Consider the following 19999-nt stretch of genomic DNA (forward strand, 5'->3'; position numbering starts at 1 on the left):
CGGGCGGTCCCATCGTCCACGGGTGTCCTTCCCCGGGCGGGCGGCGGTCAGCAGAAGATCCAGCAGCCGGGGTCGTCGACGGGCTCCTCGTCCTCCGGGGGCGGGCTCTCGCCGCCTCCGCCGCCGTCTCCACCGTCTCCGCCCTCGTCCCCGCCGCCGGGCGGACCGTCCGGCGGGGGCCGCTCGGTGCCCTCGTCCGGGGGCGGCGCGGTCTCCGGAGGGGACTGCGGGGTCGGCGAACCGGTCGGGGGCGTCGGCTCGTCCTCCTCCGGCGCACCGTCCCGCCCGGCCTCCTGCGAGGCGGAGGGGGAGGCGCTCGGAGAGGCGCCGGGCGCGCTCGCGGACGGTGCGGCCGATGCCGGGGCCGAAGCGCCTGAGGAGGCCGGCGGCGGCGAGGAGGGGGTGGCGTCCGGCGCGCCGCCCCCACCGCCCCCACCGTCCCCGCCGTCGGCGGCGGAGGGCGGACGCCCGGACTCCGGGCCGAGCGAGGCGGCGAGCAGGGCGCCGGTCAGGGCCGTCCCGGCGGTGAGCACCGCGGCGACCGTCAGCAGGCGGCGCCGGCGCTCGGCCGCGCGCCTGCGCCGGCGCGCGGCCGAGCGCGGCCCGTCGTCGACCATGGGGGACCGTGCCTTTCCGGAGTCGGGGGGTACTGCCGCGGACAGGCGCCTGGCGTGCACGGAAACGCCCCCGGACACTAACGCGATCCCCTGGAGTGTCAAACCGGCGCCGAGGTGCGGACACGGCGGGGGCCCCTTGACGGGCGGACCCGCGTCCGTGAGCGTCGGGGCAGGCGCGCACCGCCGCCGTCCCGAGGCGGGGCGCGCCGTGGAGGGAGGCCCACGATGGAGCCGATCCTGGTGACCGGTGCGGCAGGGGGGGGGGGGNCCGTGGAGGGAGGCCCACGATGGAGCCGATCCTGGTGACCGGTGCGGCAGGCGGCGGGCAGGGGGCCACCGGCAACCGCGTGGCCCGCACCCTGCTGGCCGGCGGGCTGCCGGTGCGGGCGCTGGTGCGCGCCGACGACGAGCGCGCGGCGCGGCTGCGCAAGGCCGGTGCCGAGGTGGCCGTCGGCGACCTGCGGGAGGTGGAGGACGTCCTGCGCGCGGTGCGCGGGGTGCGCCGGGCCTACTTCGCCTACCCGGTGCGCGAGGGGTTCCTGGACGCGGCGGCGGCGTTCGCCGCGGCGGCCCGCCGCGCCGGGGTGGAGCGGGTGGTTTCCCCCTCCCAGCTGGCGGCGGCGCCCGATGCGCCGACCCCGCACATGCGGCGGCACTGGGTGGCCGAGGAGCTGCTGGACCGTGCCGGGGTGGGCGCCGTCCACCTGCGGGCGGCGGTGTTCTACGAGAACCTGCGGGTGGTGCTGGAGGCGGGCCGGGGCCGGGAGATCGCCCTGCCGCTGGGGGACCGCAGGACCCAGCTGCCGCTGGTGGCGGCGGGGGACGTGGTGCGGGTCGCGGTCGGCCTGCTGGCGGCGGCCGAGCCGGCGGCGGACCCGGTGTGCCGGCTGGTCGGCCAGGTCGCGGGCATCGGGGAGGCCGCCGACGCCTTCGCCGAGGGGACGGGGGCGCCGGTGGCCTACACCGACCTGCCGGAGGAGGAGTGGCGGCGCCGGGCGGAGGCCCTCTACGGCGACCCCGCGGCGGTGGAGCACCTGAGCGCGCTGTGGGCGGTCTTCAAGGCGCTCGGCCACGGCCACGGCCTGTGGTCCCCGACCGAGGAGATCGAACGGTACGGCGGGCGCCCGCCGCNGCGCGGCCCGACTGAGCCGCGGCCCCTCACAGCAGGGACTTCTGCACCTTGCCCATCGCGTTGCGGGGGAGCGCCCCGACCACGCGCACCTGCCGGGGCCGCTTGTGGACCGAGAGGCGGCCGGCGACGAAACCGATCACGTCCTGCTCGTCGATGCCCTCGCCGACCAGGTAGGCCACGATCCGCTGCCCCAGGTCGTCGTCGGGCTCGCCGACCACCGCCGCCTCGCGCACCGCAGGGTGGTCCAGCAGGGCCGCCTCGACCTCTCCGGCGCCGATCCGGTACCCGCCGCTCTTGATCAGGTCCACCGAGGTGCGCCCCACGACCCGGTACCGGCCGTCCGCGTCCACCGCCGCCGCGTCCCCGGTCGCGAACCACCCGTCCGGGGTCCACGCCTCCTCCGTGGCCTCGGGCAGGCCCAGGTAGCCGTCGAACAGCGTCGCGCCGCGCACCTCCAGTGCGCCGATGCTGCCGCCGTCGGCCGGGACCGGGCCGCCGTCCTCGCCGCGCAGCCGCGCCTGCACCCCGGCGATCGGGCGGCCGACCCAGCCGGTCCTGACCGGCTCCCCCCCCCCCCCCCCCCNGCGCGCGCCGCCAGGGTGATCAGGGTCTCGGTCATGCCGTAGCGCTCGATGGGCGCCTGCCCGGCCGCCGCCTGCACCGCCTGGGCCACGCCCGCGGGCAGCCCCGCGCTGCCCGACACCAGTAGCCGCGCCGACCCCAGCGCCCGGGCGGCGCCGCTCTCGCGGGCGATGCGCGACCACACGGTCGGCACCCCGAAGAAGAGCGTGCCCCCCGCCTGTGCGGCCGCCGCGTAGGCCTGCGGGCGCGGGCGCACCGTGTGCACGAGCGGGCTGCCGGTGCGCAGCGCCCCGAACAGGCCGAGCACCAGGCCGTGCACGTGGAACAGGGGCAGGCCGTGCACCAGCACGTCGTCGCCGGTCCACCCCCAGGCCTCGGCCAGGCCGTCCAGGCCGGCGGCGACGGCGCGGCGCGGCAGCAGCACGCCCTTGGGCGGGCCGGTGGTGCCGGAGGTGTACATGATCAGCGCCGTCTCGTCCGGTCCGGGCTCGGGAAGCCGGACGCCGGCGGGGGCGCGGTCGAAGGGGTGCGCGGGGACCCGGGGCACCGCGACCCCCTCGAGCGGGGGACCGGCCCACAGCGCGGCCTTGGAGTCGGCGAGGATGTGCCGGCGCTCCCCGGTGCCCGCGTCGGCCGGGACCGGCACGACGGGGACGCCGGCCAGGACGCCGCCGACGACCGCGACGACGGTGGACAGGCAGGCCTGCCCGTGCACGGCGACCGCGGGCGCGCCCGCGACGCGCGCGGCGAACGCCGACGCGGCCTCCCAGAGCGCGGCGCGGTCGAGGGCCTCCTCGCCCACGCGCACGGCGGGGACGTCGGTGCGCCCCGGGTCGGCGCCGCCCAGCAGCATCGCGTACCTCCTCATGGCGCCCGCGGGCCGGTTCCCGCTGCGGCAGGTGCGCCACCCAGCCTGCCACGCGGGGCAAGGGTGACGCCGCGTCACGGTTCGGAGATGACGCGCGGCCACTGCCGGATCCGCGGGTACAGCGATGGAATCCCGTCATGCCCTCGAAACAGATCGACGCACCTGCACACCGGCGCCCCGGGTGGCCCGAGATCGCGGTGGGCCTGCTCGCCATGGTCGCCGCCACCGTCGTCCTGCTCCTCCTCGGCCCGCTCGGCGGCCCGCTGGACCCGGACTCCCTGGCCTACGGGCTGGCCGTCACCGCATGGTCGGGGGTGGCGGGGATCGCGGGCTTCGCCGCCGCCGCGGCGGTCCGCATCCGCTCCTGGGCCGCCTTCGGCGTGCGGCGCACCTCGTGGCGCTGGATGGCCGCGGGCGTCGCGGCGGGCCTGTTCGTCCTGGGCGCCAAGACCGTGGTGAACTCCGTGATCGTGGCCCTGACCGATTTCGGGGAGACCGATCCCCAGGGGGTGTTCCACGACGCCGCCAGCGGCGGCGCCCTGCCGTTGGTGCTGACCTTCCTGTTCCTCGCCGTGCTCACCCCGATCGGGGAGGAGCTCCTCTTCCGCGGGGTCGTGACCAACGCGCTGCTGCGCTACGGGCCGGTCGTCGGCGTCGTGGCCGGCTCGGTGGTCTTCGCGGTGTACCACGGCGTCAACTTCGTCCTGCCCTCGGCCCTGATCGTCGGCCTCGTCTGCGCCGAGCTGATGCGCCGCAGCGGATCGGTGTGGCCCGGCGTGGTCGTGCACGCCGTCAACAACTCCGCTCTGCCGGTGTACGTGATGCTGTCCTGACCCGGTGCCTCACCCGCGCCGCGGCCCCTCTCCGATGATCGCGCCGAGCACGGTCCCCGCGCGGAGCAGGGCCAGGGTGCGTTCGGCGATCGCGCCGACCCGGGCCTCCAGGGCGTCCAGCGGTTCCTCCGCTCCGTGCAGGCCGCGCAGGGCCGCGACCGCCCGCCTCACGTCGGGGATCCGGTACCCGGCCGAGCGCAGGGCCGCGACGATGCGGGCCTCGCGGATCGCCCCGAGGGGGTAGCGGCGGGCGGAGCCCGCCCGGGTGGCGACCCGCTCGGGCGCGAGGAGCCCGGACCTCTCCCAGAACCGGAGGGTGGAGGCGCGGACCCCCAGGGCGCCGGAGAGCTCGGTGATCGTCATCGCGTCCCGCTCGGGCGGCTCGGCCTCGGAACCGGCCTCGGAACCGGCCTCGGCGCGGATGGCGAGCAGGGCGTCCCGGGCGGCCAGGGCCTCCTCGCGCTCCCGGACCAGGCCGGCGTGCAGGGAGCCGACCAGGGCGGCGGCCTCATCGCGCGGCGCGGTGCGGATCACGCGCATGGTGCGGCGCGCCGGGACCGGGCCCACCGCCGCGGCCAGGTCGCGGTAGGCGCTCAGATCGCGCACGTGCAGGGCGGAGAATCGGCGGTAGCCGTTGGCCGCGCGGGGCGCCGGGGCGATGACGCCCTGGGCCTCCAGGTCGCGGACCTGCTGGACGGAGTAGCCGGTGGCCGCGGCGACGTCCGCCGTGCCGAGCCGTTCGTCCGTGCGCCACCCCTCCATGGGCCCCCAACCCTCCATAAGCCCAACCCTCCATAAGCACTTCACGTCCACACTTCAAGTATGAGCATGCAGCGGATCCTCGAAGCAGTGCGCGCCCTCGACGGCGTGCTGGAACTCGCGCCCACCGAGGGGAGCGGCTTTCCCGAGCTCGCGTGGGGCGACCACTTCTTCTACTACGCCCCCGACGGCCGGGTGCCGCAGCGGGAGCAGCCCTACGCCACCATCGTCACCAAGGACTACCCGGACGACACCCGCTCCGGCCTCGACCCGCAGGGGCGGTGGCGGCTCAACGTCCACGTCGGCGCGGCCGCCTTCACCGAGCTCCTCGGGCGGGAGCCGGGCCTGCCGGAGGAGTCGTACGACTGCACCGTCCCCGACGCCTTCTTCCCGCACCCGGTCTACGGAGCCCTGGGGTGGATCGCGGTGGTCGATCCGGGCGAACGGACGGCCTCCGAGGCGATCGGACTGGTCCGCCGCGCCCACGAGGCCGCCCGGCGCCGTGCCGACCGGCGGGCGGCGACCGGGGACCGGTGACGACCGGGGGACCGGGACTCCTCTCCGCGGCGGAAGAGGCGTAGATTGACCGGCATGGCTGTTGTCGACACCGACGGACTGTCCATCACCGAGGCCGCCCTCCATACGGGGCTCACGGCCGACACACTGCGCTACTACGAGCGGATCGGGCTGATCGGCCCGGTCCCCAGGGACGGCGACGGCAGGCGGCGCTACGACCGGGACGCCCTGCACTGGTTGGAGACCGTGCTCGTCCTGCGCGACACCGGGATGCCGGTGCGCGAGATGGTCCGCTACACGCGGCTCGCCCGCCAGGGCGAGGCGACGGCGGAGGAGCGGCGCCGGATCATGGTCGAGCACCTCGACCGCCTGCGGGTGCAGGAGGAGTGCGTGGCCAAGGCGCGGCGCTTCGTCCAGACGAAGATCGACGTGGACGACGGCGCGCCGCCTCCCGGCGAGCCGGGGGAGCGCGCCCGTCCCTAGGCCTTCGGCGGGCGCGGCGGACGCAGGCCCAGGCGGCGGAGCTCCAGACCGGCGAGGGCCTGCACCGCCGCCCTGTCGTCGGTGTGCCACGCCTGCACCGGGTCCTCGTGGACCGCGGCCAGGCGGGCGGGGGACACCGACGCCAGCGCCCGCAGGGCCAGCACCCGCTCACGGGCGGGGCCGGACAGCTTCCCGGCGTCCCGGGCCGCCGAGGCCTGGCGGATCCAGCGCAGCCGGGCCGGCAGCCAGGTCCCCAGCGCCACGATGACGGGCAGCAGGGCGGTCATCCAGCCGAGCACCAGCGCCGAGGACGCGACGGACTCGTGCAGGGAGCGGCCCGCGTCCCCGAGCGAGGCCCCCGCATCGCCGACCCCGTTCAGGGGCACGGCCAGGGCATCGCCGGCCAGGGGCACGCCGCGTGCGGCCTCGGCCGCCTCGGCCATCCGCTCGTCGACCGCGTCGCCGACACCGGCGATCGTCGTGCCCGAGGCCCCGGCGGCGGCGACGGCGTCGTGCAGGGCAAGCGCGGCCTTGACCCAGAACACGATCCACAGCAGGGCGAGGAGGTCGGCGAGGAACTGCAGGCAACGGCGCGCAGGCCGGTCGGCATAGAGCTTCACGGGGGCTCCGGGGGCGAGGGGGTGGGGGCGTCGCCGCCATCGTGACCCCGCCCCCGCGCCGCCGCAATAGCGCGGCGCTTCTGACGGCGGCCACGTTGGACTCCCGGAATGTCCGGTACTGAGGTCTTCGGAAACCGTGAAGGGGCCCGAAGAGCCCGCTCTTAGGGCGGTCGGCCGGCCGATGTACCGGAGGCAGGGGCCTCAGGGCGGAGGGGCGCGGTCCGCTGATCCGTGCGGAGCGACGAGCGATCTGGCGCAAGGCCCGGTGACGGGCCCCAGCGCCCCCTCAGTCGTCGGCCGGTCGCACGCCCAATGCCGTCCTCCTGAGCTCCCCGGGGCCCAGTACCCCGGCGCTGTCGCGCACCTCTACGGCCACGCCCGGCTCATGGAGCCAGAACGCCTCGAGCGTGCCCATGTACCCCGGCGCACCACCGTGGTCGAACTCCTCCAGATCGCCCACGGCCCACGGGTGCCCGTGGTACTCGGACAGGAACGCCCGCACCTCGCGCAGGTCCGACAGCGCCTCCCCGCGCACCACCAGGACCTGCAGCTCCACTCGGAAGCCGCCTCCGGACAGCGCCCGCTCCCACATGCGGGCGGTGAACCGCGCCCCTCCCCACTCATAGGAGGTCTCCGACGCCTCGACCTCCGCGCCCTGGGCCAGCGCCGCGGGCACGTGTCCGATGGTGAATCCGTCCACCCTTCCCCCTTCGGGGCCGGGGCCCGCCAGGGCCGCCGTCAGAACGGCGAGCACCGCCGTCCCCGTGCGCACCGTACCCCGTGCCGTCCGCATGCCGCCGCCACCTCCTTCCCGGCCCGGGACCCGTTCCCGGCCGGTGCGTCCAGCCTGCCGCCGCCGCGCTCCGGCGGGCGGGCGGACCGGCCTCCTGTGGACGACCGACACGCGTCACCGGCGGTTCACCGCGGGTCATTGCAGGGCTCGCTTCTCCGGGAGAGGGTCGAAGCGCCGCAAGGCGCCGACGACCGACCCCGCTACCCGAGGAGACGGAGCCCCATGCCGCACCGAAGCCCCCGGCGTGTTCTCGGCACCACCGCCGCGGCCCTGGCCGCTGCCGCCGCTGCCGCCCTGCTCCCCGCCGTCCCGGCCGCCGCCGCGTCGCTGCCGCCCGGCATCCCCACCGAGTCTGAGGCCCGCAGCCGGCTCGACGGCCTGACCGTCCGCCCCGAGGGCGCCTCCTCCCCCTACGACCGCTCCCTGTTCCCCCACTGGGAGGGCGTGGAGGGCAACTGCAACGCCCGCGAGTACGTGCTGCGCCGCGACGGCACCGGCGTGGAGACCGACGGCGCCTGCCGGGCCGTGTCGGGCACCTGGTCCAGCCCCTACGACGGCGCGGGCACCACCGACCCCTCCGACTTCGACATCGACCACATGGTGCCGCTGGCCGAGGCCTGGCGGTCCGGCGCGGACACCTGGTCCTCGGCCAAGCGCCGCTCCTTCGCCAACAACGTCGAAGGCCCCCTGCTGTGGGCGGTCTCGGCCTCCAGCAACCGGGCCAAGAGCGACCAGGACCCCTCCGACTGGCAGCCCTCCCGCTCGGCCGTGCACTGCGCCTACGCCGCGTCCTGGATCGAGTCCAAGCACCGCTACGCCCTGACCGTCGACTGGGACGAGAAGGACGCCCTGAGGGGCATGCTCGACCGCGCCTGCTGACCCGGCCCCACGCCCACGGACCCACGCGCACGGAAAACGGAAGGGGGCCGCCGCCCGCCCCTGGGCGGACGGCGGCCCCGCCGGGCCGGGGGCCGTTCCTAGGGCCCGTCGACCACCAGCGTGCCGGCGGCCGGAGCGGCACCGGCGGCCCCGCCGCCGTACAGCTGCTCGACCCGGGACCTCTCCTGGGCGTTCGGGGCGGCGTTGGTGCAGCCCACCCCGCCCGTGGAGCCGGACATCAGGGACGAGCACGGCCCCGGCTTGACGTCCGGCAGGCCCAGGCTGTGCCCGAGCTCGTGGGCGGCGATGCGCACCTCGTCGTGGCCCTGCCACACGGCCTGGCGCCCGAACCAGATGGTGGCCGACCCGCCGGGCCGCACCGGCCCCAGGGTCGCCATCGGCCAGCCGTCCGTGGCCACGACGGTGATCTCGGCGCGGCGCCCGGCCGGGGCGCGCACCAGTTCGACGTTGTCGACGGCGGCGTTCCATTCGGCGGCGCCGGCCTCCACCGCGTCGCGGAACTCCGCGGCGCGGCTGTCGTCGTAGTAGAGGGTGGTCTGCTGCGCCGCGGTGTCGGAGCCGGGCGCGGGTGCGGGGGAGGCGGCCGCCGGGGCGGCGACCGCGCCGCCGCCGATCAGGGCGACGGTGGCGGCGATGACGAGAGTGAGCGGGGATACCCGTCGCGTCATGGGGGGACTCCTTGCGGGTGGGGGAGCGTCCGCCCTTGTGGGGCTCGGGTGAGTCTAAGTCCGCCCATCGCGCGCTACAAGGGGTGTTCGCACATGTTCCGCGCGTGACGGGCCCGGCCGGATCCGGGCATCCGGGCGGTCCGTTCTTGACCTGCGCCCGCGCGCTGCGAGCGTGGAAGGCGGGCCGCCGCCCCTCGGGAGGTGCGCGCCCGGCCCGGCCCCCGCCCGCCGTCGTCCATCCCCGAGCGGCGGCCGCGGCGAGCGGACAGGCACACCGGAGCGGGGGCGGGCGCGTCCGGGGCGGCGGCTCCGCACACCGGCGCCTCCCGGCCCGGAGTCCGGGCGGGGAGGCGCGTCACGACGGTTCAGGACACAGGGGTCACGGGGTCAGGGGACGTCCGTTCATCCGTTGCAGCCGCAGGAGCAGCCGGCCGCGCAGGAGCACGAAGAGCCGTGACCGCACGAGCATCCACCCATGGAAAAGTCACCTCCCTCTCAAGAGAGAGCATCAGCGGTGGGCGCCCCCTTGTCAACGGCCCTCCGTCGGCGGCCGGGCCCGCCCGCGTTAACGGTCCGACAATTCCCACGGGCGGAAGCGTCAAGAACCCGTCATTCCGTCCCATTCCGCATGGTTCCGGGGGTTGAATCCCCTCTCGGGCGCAGATGCGCTCCACCCCCCGTTCCCGGAATCCCCTACGGATCCTGCTCGGATCCCCGTGAAAGGAGACGGCTACGATGGCCGACCTCGTGTTCGTGGGTGCGGCGGCGGCGTTCTTCGCGCTGTGCGTCGCCTACGTCCGCGGCTGCGACCGGATCATCTCGGGAGGCGGCGACCCCGGTGTCGCCGCCCAGGAGGCCGCCGCCGAGGTGAGCCCCCGGTGAGCCCGGACGACATCGTCGCGCTGCTCCTCGCGCTGTCCCTGGCCGCTTACCTGCTGGCCGCGCTTCTTCTCCCGGAGAGGTTCTGATGTCAGGCGCCGCCTGGTCGCAATCGGCCGCGCTGGTCGCGGTCCTCCTCGCCACCGCCCCCTTCCTGGGCCGCTACATGGCCAAGGTGTACGGCGGCGAGGGGAAGGCCCCGGGAGACCGGGTCTTCCTGCCGCTCGAACGGGTCGTCTACCGGCTGTGCCGGGTCGATCCCGAGAGTGAGCAGCGCTGGACGTCCTACGCGATCTCGCTTCTGGCGTTCAGCTTCGTCTCCTTCCTCTCGGTGTACGCGCTGCAGCGGCTGCAGAGCGTCCTGCCGCTCAACCCCGTCGGACTTCCGGGGGTGGACGCCCACGTCGCCTTCAACGTGGCGGTCAGCTTCATGACCAACACGAACTGGCAGGCCTACGGCGGCGAGAGCACGATGAGCCACCTGACCCAGATGGCCGGGCTCACCGTGCAGAACTTCGTCTCGGCGGCGGCGGGCATGGCCGTGATGGCCGCCCTCATCCGCGGGCTGGCCCGCCGCAGGGCCGCCACGCTGGGCAACTTCTGGGTCGACCTGACCCGCGGCGCCGTGCGCGTCCTGCTGCCGCTGTCCTTCGTGGTCGCGGTGGTCCTCGCCGGACTCGGCGTGATCCAGAACTTCAAAGGGCACACCGCCGTCACCACCCTGGAGGGCGCCACCCAGCTGATCCCCGGAGGCCCTGCCGCCTCGCAGGTGGCCATCAAGCAGCTGGGCTCCAACGGCGGCGGGTTCTTCGACATGAACTCCGCCCATCCCTTCGAGAACTCCACCGCCCTGTCCAACTTCGTGGAGAACTGGGCGATCCTGCTCATCCCGTTCGCCTTGGCGTTCACCTTCGGGGCGATGGTCCGCGACAAGCGGCAGGGCCGTGCGGTGTTCGGCATCATGCTCACCGTCTGGGCGGCCATGTCCATCGGGGCGATGGGGCTCGAGGCCGCCGGCAACCCGCGCCTGGACGCGATGGGGGTCGACCAGAGCGTGGCGCCTGACCAGTCCGGCGGTTACCTGGAGGGCAAGGAGGTCCGCTTCGGCCCCGCCGCCTCGGGCCTGTGGGCGGCCTCCACCACCGGCACCTCGAACGGGTCGGTCAACGCCATGCACGACAGCTTCACGCCCATGGGCGGCGGCCTGGCCATGACCCACATGGTGTTCGGCGAGGTCAGCCCCGGCGGCGTCGGCGTGGGGCTGAACGGCCTGCTGGTCATGTCGGTCCTGGCGGTGTTCATCGCCGGGCTGATGGTCGGGCGCAGCCCCGAGTACCTGGGCAAGAAGATCCAGGCGGCCGAGATGAAGCTGGTCATGCTCTACCTGCTGGCCATGCCCGCCGTCCTGCTGGGCTTCTCCGCCGCCTCGGTGCTGACGGAGTCCGCCCTGGCGTCGTTGAACAACGCCGGGCCGCACGGGCTCTCGGAGATCCTCTACGGCTACGCCTCCACTGCCAACAACAACGGGTCGGCGTTCGCCGGACTGGACTCCGGCACCGTCTGGTACACGACCACGATGGGCCTGGCGATGCTGGTCGGCCGGTTCTTTCTGATCATCCCGGTGCTGGCGATCGCCGGCTCGATGGCCGCCAAGCAGCCCGCGCCCGCCACCTCCGGCACGCTGCCCACCCACACGCCGCTCTTCGGTGGCCTGGTCGTCGGCGTCGTCGTCATCGTGGCCGGCCTGACCTTCCTCCCGGCCCTGGCGCTCGGCCCCATCGCCGAGCAGCTGTCCTTGTAGGAGTTCCGAGAAAAGTGACCCAGACACATCAGGCGGCCCCCGAGGCCGCTCCGCCCGCAGAGCCCGGGGGCCGGGAAGCGCGCGCCGCAGCGCGCCGCCCCTCCACGGACGGCGCCATGGTGCGCCGCGCCCTCATCGGCTCCGTCACGAAGCTGCACCCGCGGGTGCAGGCCCGCAACCCGGTCGTGTTCGTGGTGCTGGTGGGCAGCGTGCTCACCACCGTGCTGTTCGTCCGCGACCTGCCCGGCGCCCCGGCCGCCCAGAACGTCTTCAACGGCCTGGTCGCCCTGTTCCTCTGGTTCACGGTGCTCTTCGCCAACTTCGCCGAGGCCGTCGCCGAGGGCCGGGGCAAGGCCCAGGCCGCCGCCCTGCGGGCCGGCCGCACGGCGACCACCGCGCGGCGCCGCACCTTCGCGGACACCACCGAGGAGGTCGCCGCCACCGACCTGGCGGTCGGCGACGTGTGCCTGGTGGCCGCGGGGCGGACCATCCCCGGTGACGGCGACGTCATCGAGGGCGTGGCCAGCGTCGACGAGTCGGCCGTCACCGGTGAGTCGGCCCCGGTGATCCGCGAGTCCGGCGGCGACCGATCGGCGGTCACCGGCGGTACCCGGGTGCTCTCCGACGAGATCACCGTGCGCATCACCGCCCCGCCCGGACAGACCTTCCTGGACCGGATGATCACCCTGGTCGAGGGCGCCGAGCGCAAGAAGACGCCGAACGAGATCGCGCTGAACATCCTGCTCGCCGGGATGACCGCGATATTCCTGCTGGCCGTGGTGACCCTTCAGCCCTTCGCCGTCTACTCCGGTGCCGAGCAGGGCCCGGTGGTGCTGGTGGCACTGCTCGTCTGCCTGATCCCCACCACCATCGGCGCGCTGCTGTCGGCCATCGGCATCGCCGGCATGGACCGCATGGTGCAGCGCAATGTGCTGGCCGTGTCGGGACGGGCGGTGGAGGCCTCCGGCGACGTCGACACCCTGCTGCTGGACAAGACCGGCACCATCACCCTGGGCGACCGACAGGCCGGTGGGCTCGTGCCGATGCCCGGCGTCACCGACGAGGAGCTGGCCGCTGCCGCGATGGCCGCCTCGCGCGCCGACGAGACCCCCGAAGGCCGCTCCATCGTGGAGTACGTCCGGCAGCGCTACGGGTCCGGCTCCGACACCGGCATCGCCGGCTCCGAGCCGGTGCCCTTCACCGCCCAGACGCGGATGAGCGGCCTGGACGGAGAGCACGCCGGCATCCGCAAGGGCGCCTCCGAGGCCGTCCGGGCCTGGGTCGAGGAGCAGGGCGGCGAGGCGCCCGAGGCACTGGACCACGCCGTCGCACGCATCGCCGGCTCCGGCGGGACCCCCCTGGCGGTGGCCCGCTCCGGCGGAGGCGGGGCGCGCGTGCTCGGGGTCGTGCACCTCATGGACGTCGTCAAGCCGGGCATGCGCGAGCGGTTCGAGCGCATGCGCGCCATGGGCATCCGCACCGTCATGGTCACCGGCGACAACCCGCGGACCGCCGAAGCCATCGCCGCGGAGGCAGGGGTGGACGACTTCCTGGCCGAGGCCAGGCCCGAGGACAAGCTGGCGCTGATCCGCAAGGAGCAGAGTGGCGGTGCCATGGTCGCCATGACCGGCGACGGCACCAACGACGCCCCGGCGCTGGCCCAGGCCGACGTGGGCGTGGCCATGAACACCGGCACGCAGGCGGCCAAAGAGGCCGGCAACATGGTCGACCTCGACTCCGACCCGACCAAGCTGATCGAGATCGTCGAGGTCGGCAAGCGGCTGCTGATCACCCGTGGTGCGCTGACCACCTTCTCCATCGCCAATGACGTCGCCAAGTACTTCGCGATCATCCCGGCGATGTTCTCCGGGGCGCTGCCCGCCCTGGACACGCTCAACATCATGGGGCTGTCCTCGGCGCACTCGGCGATCCTGTCCGCGGTCGTCTTCAACGCGGTGATCATCGTCGCGCTGGTCCCGCTGAGCCTGCGGGGGGTGCGCTTCCGCGCGCAGACCGCGGCCGCCACACTCCGGCGCAACCTGCTGATCTACGGCCTGGGCGGGTTGATCGCGCCCTTCATCGGCATCAAGGCCATCGATACCGTCCTCACGGCGCTGGGGGTGTCCTGACATGTTGCGGCAGCTCTTCGCCGCGGGGGGCATGGTGGCGGTCTCCACCGTCGTCACCGGGCTGCTCTACCCGCTCGCCGTCACCGGCGTGGCCCAGGCCGCGTTCGACGACAAGGCCGACGGCTCCATGGTCGAGCGTGACGGGGAGGCCGTCGGGTCCTCCCTGATCGGCCAGTCGTTCGAGGGGCAGGGGTACTTCCACCCGCGCCCCTCAGCGATCGGGTACGATCCGGCCGACAGCGGGGGGAGCAACCTCGGCCCCTCCGACGAGGGCCTACTGGAGGACATCGAGACCCGCACCCGGGAGTACCGCGAGGCCAACGGTCTGGCTGACGGTGCCGAGGTGCCGGTCGACGCGGTCACCGGTTCGGGCTCGGGGCTCGACCCGCACATCTCGGTGGCCAACGCCCGCCTGCAGGCCTCCCGCGTGGCCGAGGCCCGGGGGATGGGGGCCGGGGACGTCACCGCGCTCGTCGACGAGCACACGGCCGGGCGCGCGTTGGGCATCCTGGGGGAGAAGGCCGTCAACGTCCTGGAGCTGAACGCGGCCCTGGACGAGGCGGCGCCCCTGAACTGACCGGCCTCCCCGGACGCGGCCGCCCCGCCCCTCCCGGCCGGGCGGCCGCCGGTGTGTCCTGCTGGCGTTCGGCACCGTTCGTCCCGACCATTCCGGTATGGGAATCACACACGCGAGGACCGTGACCCTCCCGGTCGTCGACCTCGACCGGGCCAGGGACTTCTACGTCGAGGTGCTGGGCTTCACCGTGGTCGCCGACCGGACCGTGGGGCCGGTGCGCCACCTGGAGGTCGCCCCGCCCGGGGCGCGGACCGGGTTCGCGCTGTCGGTCGCCGAGCAGGGGTGCGGGCACGGCATCGTCCTGGAGAGCGACGACGTGGACGGCGACTGCGCGCGCCTGGCGGCGGCGGGGGTGCCCGTCGAGGAGCCGGGGGACCACCCGTGGGGGCGGCAGGCGGCCTTCACCGACCCCGACGGCAACGCCTTCGTCCTGGCCGGGCCCGTCCCCGAGGGGTACTGACCGGGGGCCCACCGACCTGTAGTACGATAACGATTATCGTTTTCAAATCTACGGGAAGGCGAGGTCCACCGAGATGAAACAGGCCCTGCCCGCGCGGGTCGTCCTGGTCGCCGGGCTGCACGCCGAGGCCCGCAGACGGGCCGTCGACCGCCTGCTGGAGGCCGAGCCCGGCGCGCTCGCCGTCCACCACGACCTGGGCCGGATCGGCTCCGGAGAGGTCCACCGGGTGCTCCGCGACCGCTGGGGGACCGTCGAGCGCGCCAGGGTCGACCTGGTCCACTCCTGCATGTCCTGCACCCTGCGCGTGGACCTGGTCCCGCTGCTGTGCGGGCTGGCCGAGCGCGGCGAGCACCGCCTGTACGTGGTCGAGTCCTGGGACGGCGTCGACCCGCGGTCGGTCGCCGAGGCGCTGACCGCCACCCTCGTCGACGACCGTCCCGTCACCGGGTGGCTGCACCTGGCGGGGGTGGCCACCGCCGTCGACGCCGACCGGCTCATCGCCGACCTGGCCACCACCGAGGAGGTGGACGAGCGGGGGCTGGCCGTGGCCGAGGAGGACGAGCGCACCGTCGCCGAGGTCCTGGCCCGGCAGGTCGAGTACCCCACCTGCCTGGTACTCGACGGCGACGTCCCGGCCGCCGAGCGCGAGCGCTGCTCGGCGGTGCTGCTCCAGCTCAACCCGGCCGCGCTGGTGGTGCCCCCGGAACGGGAGGCGCTCAGCGCCGTGGCCGAGGGCGGCTTCGACGCGGCGGCCGCGGCGGCCCGGCAGGACCCGGGCGCGGTCCAGCCGCCCGACCACTGCGAGGCCGGGGAGGTGCGCACCCTCACCTGGCGGCGCTCGCGCCCGCTGCACCCCGAACGGCTCCACCGGGCGCTGGACGACCTCGTCCCCGCCGCGCTGCGCAGCCGGGGCCGGTTCTGGCTGGCCAGCCACCCCGACACGATGCTCGCCTGGGACGCCGCCGGCGCCGCGCTGGCGGTGGAGTCGCACGGCCCCTGGCTGGCCGCGCTGCCCGACGCGGCCTGGGAGATGGTCTCCGAGCAGCGCAGGGCCGCGGCCGCCCTGGACTGGTGCACCGAGCACGGGGACCGCTGCCAGTGCCTGACCTTCACCGGCGTCGGCCTGGACACCCGCCGGCTCACCGAGGTCCTCGACTCCTGCCTGCTCACCGACGAGGAGCTGGCCGCGGGGTACCGCCGCGAGGACGGCACCGAGGACCCCTTCGACGCGATCATCGCGACCGCTCCCTGACCGACCGATCACCCGACCCCGAGGACCGACCATGAAACCGCGCCGACCCGAGCGCCCGCGCCGCAAGCCGAACCCGCTCGCGGACGTGGAGTACATCGACTACAAGGACACCGACCTGCTGCGGAGGTTCATCTCCGACCGCGGCAAGATCCGCAGCCGCAGGGTCACCGGGGTGACCGCCCGCGAGCAGCGCCTCCTCGCCGCCGCGATCGAGAACGCCCGGGAAACGGCCCTGCTGCCCTACCCCGACCAGGACCGCGCCCGCCCCGGGCGCCGCTGACCGGGCGCGGCCGGATGCGGTCACCGGCCGCGGGCGCTGCGTGCCCCGCCCGGCGCCCCGGCCCCGGCAGGATGGGGCCATGAACGCCCAGACCCGCCAGGCCCGGACACTGCGCCGCATGCCCGGAGTCCGTGCCGTCCGCCGGCCGGTGGTGGCCGACACGGGCGCGTACGGGGAGTTCGACCTGGCCTACGTCCGCGAGGGGGCGCCGGGCGGCACGCCCCTGCTCGCGGTGCCCGGCGGCCCCGGGCTCGCCTCGGTGCTGCCCTACCGCGGACTGCGCCGCCGCGCCGCCCGGCGCGGCTTCGACACCGTCATGGCCGAGCACCGGGGCGTGGGCCTGTCCCGGCGCGACCGCTCCGGCGCCGAACTGCCCCCTGAGGCGCTGACCGTGTCCGCGGCCGCCGACGACCTGGCCGCCGTGCTCGACGCCTGCGGCATCGACCGGGCGGTGGTCTGGGGCTCCTCCTACGGGGGCGTGCTGGCGCAGGTCTTCGCCGCCCGACACGGTGACCGGGTCGCAGGGATGGTGCTGGACAGCACCGACGGAGGCACCACCGGGGAGCGGTCCGCCACCCGCGACCACGTCCGCGGCCTGCTCTGGGAAGGGCGCGGGCCGGACACGGCCGGGGCCGCGGCGCGCCTGCGCGCCCTGGTGCAGGACGGCGCCGTCCCCGCCGACGAATGCGCGGTCGTGGTGCCGGTCCTCTACGAGTTCGGCGGTGCCCCCATGGTGGAGCGGCTGCTCGAGGCCGTGGCGCGCGGCCGGCGCGGTACCTGGAACCGGGTCCGCGGCCTGGCCCGGCGCGAGACCGGCCGCGGTGCGCCCTTCGTGATGGAGTTCGACCTGGTCGCCCGGATCTGGCACCGGGAGCTGGACGGCCTGGAGCCCGACGGGCTGCCCCTGGACACGGCGTCGGCCGTCGCCCGCGACCCTGCCCGGGACGGGGAGGACTTCGTGGGCCTCCCGGTGGACACCGCGGCCGCGCAGCGCGGGTTCTCCTGGCCCACGGCGGTCCTCAGCGGGGCCCGGGACCTGCGCTCGGTGCCGCCGTGCGCCGAGGCCGTGGCCGCGCGCATCCCGGACGCGGCGCTCGTGCGCTTTCCCGACTCCGGCCACAGCTTCCTGGACCGCTTCCCCTTCGCCGGGCTGGTCGCCGCGGGGGCGGTGGCGGCCGGGCGCCACACGGCGCTGCCCGCCCTCACCGGGCGTCTGGAAAAGGCGCGCGGAGTGACGAGCGCGGCGGCCATGCGGGCCTACCTGTCGGCGTCGCTGGCCGCGGACGGTGTCCTGCGCTGACGGGCGGCCTGACCCGGTGAGCGCTTTCCGTTCACCGGGTGTTCGGAAGACGGCGCGTGGCCCGTGGACCCTCCGGGGGTCGGAAGCCGTCGCCCCGCCCCCGACCTGTCCGTCGCGGTCCGGCACTGGCGCGGAGGTGGGCCGGTGGCGTACGTTGGAAAGCGCTTTCTCGCGGAGGTGCCGGGGACGAGGCCCCGGCCGATCGTGCGCGGGAGACGACCAACGGCGGGAGAACACATGACTGATCGCGTTGTCGGCGTGGCGATGAACGGCGTGACCGGGCGGATGGGCTACCGCCAGCACCTGGTCCGCTCGGTGCTGGCGATCCGGGAGGCCGGCGGGGTGGAGCTGCCCGGGGGCGGCCGGGTGCTGCCCGAGCCCTACCTGGTCGGCCGCTCCGAGCGGCGCGTCGGCGAGATCGCGCGGCGGCACGGCATCGAGCGCTGGTCCACCGACCTGGACGCGGTGCTGTCCGACCCCGGGGTCGAGGTCTACTTCGACGCCCAGATCACCAGCGCCCGGGAGGCGGCCGTGCGCTCCGCGCTCACCGCCGGAAAGCACGTCTACGCCGAGAAACCGGTCGCCTCCACCCACGCGGCCGCCCGCGACCTGGCCAAGCTGGCCCAGGCCTCCGGGGCCTGCAACGGGGTGGTGCAGGACAAGCTCTTCCTGCCCGGCCTGCTCAAGCTGCGGCGCCTGGTCGACTCCGGCTTCTTCGGCCGGATCCTGTCGGTGCGCGCCGAGTTCGGCTACTGGGTCTTCGAGGGCGGCTGGCAGCCCGGCCAGCGGCCCAGCTGGAACTACCGCGCCGAGGACGGCGGCGGCATCGTGCTCGACATGTTCCCGCACTGGCACTACATCCTGGAGAACCTCTTCGGGCGGGTGCGGGCGGTCACCGTGCGCACCGCCACGCACATCCCCGAGCGCCGCGACGAGCACGGCGAGCCGTACGCGGCCACCGCCGACGACGCCGCCTACGGCGTCTTCGAGCTGGAGGGCGGCGTCCTCGCCCAGTTCAACTCCTCCTGGGCGGTGCGCGTCGACCGCGACGAGCTGGTGGAGTTCCAGGTCGACGGCACCCACGGCAGTGCCGTGGCGGGCCTGCGCGAGTGCCGCGTGCAGCACCGGACCGCCACCCCCAAGGCGGTGTGGGACCCCGACGCCCCGGACCTGGCCGACTACCGCTCCCAGTGGCAGCGCGTCCCCGACAACCGGGAGTTCCCCAACGGGTTCCGCGCCCAGTGGGAGGAGTTCCTGCGCCACCTGGCCACCGGCGAGCCCTTCGGCTACGACTTCGCCTCCGGCGCGCGCGGCCTGCGCTTCGCCGAGGCCGGACTGCACTCCGACGCCACCGGGACCCGCGTCGAACTGGACTGGGAGGACCAGGCATGACGGATTCGGAAAGCCCTTCCCTGACCATGCCGGGCGCCGACGGGCGCCTGATGTCCTACCGCCTGCAGGCCGCGCCGGCCGCGGCCGCCGGCGGGGGGCCCCCGCGGGNGCGGTCGCGGCGCGCCTACGCCGCCGCCCACGTCGCCGCCGACCCGGTGGCCGGCAACGCCCCGGGCGCCCCGGCCCGCCTGGACTGGGACGCCACCCTGGCCTTCCGCCACCACCTGTGGGACACCGGGTTGGGCGTGGCCGACGCGATGGACACCGCCCAGCGCGGCATGGGCCTGGACTGGGCCGCCACCGCCGAGCTGATCGGCCGCACCGGCGCCGAGGCGCGCTCCCGCGGCGCCGCCCTGGTCTGCGGCGCCGGCACCGACCAGCTCGACCCCGCCGAGTGGACCGGGACCGACGCGGTCGTGCGCGCCTACACCGAGCAGCTGGAGACGGTCCAGAAGGCCGGGGCCCGCCCCGTGGTCATGGCCAGCCGCGCGCTGGCGGCCCTGGCCGACGGCCCCCGCGACTACGCCGAGGTGTACCGCCGGGTGCTCGCCCAGGCCTCCTGCCCGGTCGTGCTGCACTGGCTGGGCACCGCCTTCGACCCGGCCCTGGCCGGGTACTGGGGCGCCGACGACCCGGCGGACGCCCTGGAGCACGTCGCCGCCCTGATCGCCGAGCACGCCGACCGCATCGACGGCATCAAGGTCTCCCTGCTCGACGCCGGGCTGGAGGTGCGCCTGCGCCGCATGCTCCCCGAGGGCGTGCTGCTCTACACCGGCGACGACTTCGACTACCCGGGCCTGGTCCTCGGCGACGCCGAGGGCCACTCCCACGCCCTGCTCGGCGTGTTCGCCGCCATCGCCCCCGCGGCGGCCGAGGCGCTGCGCGCCCTCGACCGCGGCGACACCGGCCGCTACCGCGCGCTGATGGAGCCCACGGTCCCGCTCGCCCGGCACCTGTTCAGCGCGCCGACCTACCACTACAAGACCGGGATCGCCTTCCTGGCCTGGCTCAACGGGCACCAGCCCGGGTTCACCATGGTCGGCGGGGCGCAGAGCGCGCGCGACCTGCCGCACCTGTGCACCGCCTTCCGGCTGGCCGACCGGGCCGGGGTGCTCACCGACCCCGGGCGGGCCGCCGACCGGATGCGCCGCCCGCCGG

22 protein-coding genes and 2 pseudogenes (1 of these 24 only partly in view) are annotated in these 19999 nt (G+C 75.3%); 17 read left to right on the plus strand and 7 right to left on the minus strand.

The annotated features are described in order from the left end of the window. Nucleotides 1-47: 47 nt before the first annotated feature. Entirely contained in the window at nucleotides 48-617 is a 570-nt protein-coding gene (locus D450_RS0104060) for a hypothetical protein (protein WP_026128372.1), read from the minus strand. Between the two features lie 287 nt (nucleotides 618-904). Between D450_RS0104060 and D450_RS34440 the strand changes: the two are divergent. Beyond that, nucleotides 905-1591, plus strand: a pseudogene (locus D450_RS34440) (NmrA family NAD(P)-binding protein); the annotation flags it as partial. A 184-nt stretch (nucleotides 1592-1775) separates the two neighbouring features. Here the strand turns inward: D450_RS34440 and D450_RS35540 are convergent. Then, entirely contained in the window at nucleotides 1776-2099 is a 324-nt protein-coding gene (locus D450_RS35540) for an AMP-binding enzyme (RefSeq protein ID WP_394296814.1), read from the minus strand. Beyond that, entirely contained in the window at nucleotides 2048-3199 is a 1152-nt protein-coding gene (locus D450_RS29390; RefSeq protein ID WP_449289450.1) for an AMP-binding protein, read from the minus strand. The genes D450_RS35540 and D450_RS29390 overlap by 52 nt, the downstream gene beginning before the upstream one ends. Before the next feature lie 137 nt (nucleotides 3200-3336). On the opposite strand from D450_RS29390, the gene D450_RS0104075 reads away from it, so the two are divergent. Then, complete coding sequence (locus D450_RS0104075; RefSeq protein ID WP_017537400.1) at nucleotides 3337-4032, plus strand: CPBP family intramembrane glutamic endopeptidase; 696 nt, start codon at nucleotides 3337-3339, stop codon at nucleotides 4030-4032. A 9-nt stretch (nucleotides 4033-4041) separates the two neighbouring features. On the opposite strand, the gene D450_RS0104080 is transcribed toward D450_RS0104075, so the two are convergent. Further along, nucleotides 4042-4812, minus strand: a complete 771-nt coding sequence (locus D450_RS0104080; RefSeq protein ID WP_241483050.1) for a MerR family transcriptional regulator — start codon at nucleotides 4810-4812, stop codon at nucleotides 4042-4044. A gap of 48 nt (nucleotides 4813-4860) precedes the next feature. Between D450_RS0104080 and D450_RS0104085 the strand changes: the two genes are divergently transcribed. Together D450_RS0104085 and D450_RS0104090 are read left to right on the plus strand one after the other, a co-directional pair. After that, nucleotides 4861-5328 (plus strand): DUF6194 family protein, encoded by a 468-nt coding sequence (locus D450_RS0104085; protein WP_193789648.1) that lies wholly within the window; start codon nucleotides 4861-4863, stop codon nucleotides 5326-5328. A 54-nt stretch (nucleotides 5329-5382) separates the two neighbouring features. Continuing rightward, nucleotides 5383-5790 (plus strand): MerR family transcriptional regulator, encoded by a 408-nt coding sequence (locus D450_RS0104090; protein WP_017537403.1) that lies wholly within the window; start codon nucleotides 5383-5385, stop codon nucleotides 5788-5790. Here the strand turns inward: D450_RS0104090 and D450_RS0104095 are convergent. Then, on the minus strand, nucleotides 5787-6410 hold the full coding sequence (locus tag D450_RS0104095) for a hypothetical protein (RefSeq protein ID WP_017537404.1): 624 nt from the start codon (nucleotides 6408-6410) through the stop codon (nucleotides 5787-5789). The genes D450_RS0104090 and D450_RS0104095 overlap by 4 nt on opposite strands. 286 nt (nucleotides 6411-6696) lie before the next feature. Continuing rightward, nucleotides 6697-7203 carry a hypothetical protein gene (locus tag D450_RS0104100; RefSeq protein ID WP_017537405.1) on the minus strand — a complete coding sequence of 169 codons (507 nt, stop codon included), beginning with the start codon at nucleotides 7201-7203 and terminating at the stop codon, nucleotides 6697-6699. Between the two features lie 222 nt (nucleotides 7204-7425). On the opposite strand from D450_RS0104100, the gene D450_RS0104105 reads away from it, so the two are divergent. Next, nucleotides 7426-8082, plus strand: coding sequence for an HNH endonuclease family protein (locus tag D450_RS0104105; protein ID WP_017537406.1), 657 nt, complete (start codon nucleotides 7426-7428; stop codon nucleotides 8080-8082). A 98-nt stretch (nucleotides 8083-8180) separates the two neighbouring features. Here the strand turns inward: D450_RS0104105 and D450_RS0104110 are convergent, their stop codons facing one another. After that, the gene (locus tag D450_RS0104110; RefSeq protein ID WP_017537407.1) at nucleotides 8181-8771 is read right to left on the minus strand and encodes a snapalysin family zinc-dependent metalloprotease; all 591 of its coding nucleotides are present in this window, start codon (nucleotides 8769-8771) and stop codon (nucleotides 8181-8183) included. Nucleotides 8772-9506: 735 nt separating this feature from the next. Between D450_RS0104110 and D450_RS33945 the strand changes: the two genes are divergently transcribed. The 12 genes and pseudogenes from D450_RS33945 to D450_RS34120 all read left to right on the plus strand — a co-directional run. Next, entirely contained in the window at nucleotides 9507-9653 is a 147-nt protein-coding gene (locus tag D450_RS33945) for a hypothetical protein (RefSeq protein WP_017537409.1), read from the plus strand. Then, entirely contained in the window at nucleotides 9650-9739 is a 90-nt protein-coding gene (locus D450_RS33605) for a potassium-transporting ATPase subunit F (RefSeq protein WP_017537410.1), read from the plus strand. The genes D450_RS33945 and D450_RS33605 overlap by 4 nt, the downstream gene beginning before the upstream one ends. Beyond that, complete coding sequence (kdpA, locus tag D450_RS0104130) at nucleotides 9739-11451, plus strand: potassium-transporting ATPase subunit KdpA (protein ID WP_017537411.1); 1713 nt, start codon at nucleotides 9739-9741, stop codon at nucleotides 11449-11451. The genes D450_RS33605 and kdpA overlap by 1 nt, the downstream gene beginning before the upstream one ends. Before the next feature lie 116 nt (nucleotides 11452-11567). Further along, entirely contained in the window at nucleotides 11568-13580 is a 2013-nt protein-coding gene (kdpB, locus tag D450_RS0104135) for a potassium-transporting ATPase subunit KdpB (RefSeq protein WP_017537412.1), read from the plus strand. Between the two features lies 1 nt (nucleotide 13581). Next, the gene (gene kdpC, locus D450_RS0104140) at nucleotides 13582-14157 is read left to right on the plus strand and encodes a K(+)-transporting ATPase subunit C (RefSeq protein ID WP_017537413.1); all 576 of its coding nucleotides are present in this window, start codon (nucleotides 13582-13584) and stop codon (nucleotides 14155-14157) included. 97 nt (nucleotides 14158-14254) lie between these two features. Beyond that, nucleotides 14255-14617, plus strand: coding sequence for a VOC family protein (locus D450_RS0104145; protein ID WP_026128374.1), 363 nt, complete (start codon nucleotides 14255-14257; stop codon nucleotides 14615-14617). A gap of 73 nt (nucleotides 14618-14690) precedes the next feature. Continuing rightward, nucleotides 14691-15869, plus strand: coding sequence for a CobW family GTP-binding protein (locus D450_RS0104150; RefSeq protein WP_017537415.1), 1179 nt, complete (start codon nucleotides 14691-14693; stop codon nucleotides 15867-15869). A 31-nt stretch (nucleotides 15870-15900) separates the two neighbouring features. Next, entirely contained in the window at nucleotides 15901-16149 is a 249-nt protein-coding gene (rpsR, locus tag D450_RS0104155; RefSeq protein ID WP_017537416.1) for a 30S ribosomal protein S18, read from the plus strand. 79 nt (nucleotides 16150-16228) lie between these two features. Then, on the plus strand, nucleotides 16229-17449 hold the full coding sequence (locus D450_RS0104160) for an alpha/beta fold hydrolase (protein WP_017537417.1): 1221 nt from the start codon (nucleotides 16229-16231) through the stop codon (nucleotides 17447-17449). Nucleotides 17450-17686: 237 nt separating this feature from the next. Continuing rightward, nucleotides 17687-18841, plus strand: a complete 1155-nt coding sequence (locus tag D450_RS0104165) for a Gfo/Idh/MocA family protein (RefSeq protein ID WP_026124059.1) — start codon at nucleotides 17687-17689, stop codon at nucleotides 18839-18841. Between the two features lie 50 nt (nucleotides 18842-18891). Then, nucleotides 18892-19989: pseudogene (locus tag D450_RS29395) on the plus strand (dihydrodipicolinate synthase family protein); the annotation flags it as partial. Further along, nucleotides 19984-19999, plus strand: partial view of a sugar phosphate isomerase/epimerase family protein gene (locus D450_RS34120; protein WP_026128377.1) — the 5' end (the start) only. Its footprint extends 797 nt past the window's final position; only the first 16 of its 813 coding nucleotides appear in the window; its start codon is at nucleotides 19984-19986; its stop codon lies beyond the right edge, outside the window. The pseudogene D450_RS29395 and the gene D450_RS34120, both read left to right, overlap by 6 nt.

This window comes from Nocardiopsis halophila DSM 44494, assembly GCF_000341245.1.
In the GTDB taxonomy this organism is placed as follows: domain Bacteria; phylum Actinomycetota; class Actinomycetes; order Streptosporangiales; family Streptosporangiaceae; genus Nocardiopsis_A; species Nocardiopsis_A halophila.